The organism is Yersinia pekkanenii, from assembly GCF_001152565.1.
In the GTDB taxonomy this organism is placed as follows: Bacteria; Pseudomonadota; Gammaproteobacteria; order Enterobacterales; family Enterobacteriaceae; genus Yersinia; species Yersinia pekkanenii.
On record NZ_CQAZ01000170.1, the window covers coordinates 1 to 1,340 of the forward strand.

The following is a 1,340-nucleotide window of genomic DNA, read 5'->3' on the forward strand; positions in this document are numbered from 1 at the left end:
CCGGCCTGCGGGCCACGGATCTGCACACACCAGCCATTTTTAATGAAGCTTTTCACCATGTTGGCAGCAAAGGCAAACGAGGCGTTGGTCCACAGGTAACGGTCGTGATCTGGCCCTTTCACCTGTTCAACATAGTTAAAGCTGCGCACCGGCACGGTGTCTGGCCCGTACGGCAAACGCCCCAGCACGCGCGGCATGGTCAGGCCGATATAGCGGGAATCATCTGAGTCGCGGAAGGCTTTCCACTTGATGTATTCGGCACGGTCAAAGTAGTTACCGATATCTTTGATGGCTGCCACTTCTTCCATGTTCTCTTTGCCGAAGAATTCTGGACCAACTGAACCGATAAACGGCATATGGGCCGCCGCCGCCACTTTAGAGATATTACGCAAAAGCGCGATATCCTGCGGGCTACGGTCAAACTCGTAGTTGGAGATAGCGGCGGCAATTGGCTCGCCACCGGGAGTGTCGTATTCCTGAATGTAGGTCTGGGTGTAGAGGCCGCTTTGTACGATTTCAGGGGCGTCTTCAAAATCCTGCACCAGATGATCTTTACTGATATCCAGCAGTTCGATGCGCACGTTTTGACGGAAATCGGTTTGATCAATCAGGGATTTTACGCCACGCCAGGTGGACTCGACACGCTGGAAATCAGGGTGATGCATCACCGCATCCAACTGGCGACTGATTTGGTCATCCAATGCCGCAATGTGACCATCCAGCAGGGTTTTATCCAGCTTTTCCACTTTTTTCGCCGACTGCTTCAGCAGGTCTAAAAAGACACTGACGGCGGCGGTAACACGCTCATCGGTGGTGGCATCCGCCAGGGTATCGTTGTTCTGGAAAGCATCCAGACCGGTCAGTGAGGACACCGGGCTGAGGTTGATTTTTTCAAATAAAGAGGCATAAACCCCTTGCGCTACGGGGCCATTCTTTTCTAATAGGGTGGTCGCAGTACCCTGCGCCGTGTTTTCCTGTACAGACATCAGCATGTTCCTTTTCTTCTTTCTCATGACAAGCAGCCAATTCGGCGATTAACAGTCTTTTGGAGCCAGGGCCGCCAGTTCAGCACGCAGCTCATCGCTCAATGCATCGTCTTTGAGGATATTTTCCAGCTCACGACGGAAGGTGGCGTTGTCCAGCAAATTGGATTTGAGATCACGCAGCAGGTTGCGCATCGCCAGCAAGGCACGCAGTTGCGGGATTTGACGGGCAACGCTTTCTGGTTCGAAATCTTTCATCTCGCGGAAGGTCAGGGCAACAGCGGTATCGGTGTCATCCCCGGCCAGGGTGTCAGGCACCGCCAGTTGCAGGCTCGGTTGGAATTCAGCCAAAACACT

The 1,340-nt window shown here is 53.4% G+C and carries 2 protein-coding genes; both read right to left on the minus strand.

The genetic code is table 11. The features are described 5' to 3' along the window. A partial coding sequence (tssC, locus tag AEP37_RS23725; RefSeq protein WP_156168779.1) for a type VI secretion system contractile sheath large subunit occupies positions 1–992 on the minus strand: 992 nt, incomplete at its 3' end. A 42-nt stretch (positions 993–1,034) separates the two neighbouring features. Further along, positions 1,035–1,340 (minus strand): type VI secretion system contractile sheath small subunit (locus tag AEP37_RS23730; protein ID WP_049615639.1); only part of this gene is annotated, 306 nt, incomplete at its 5' end.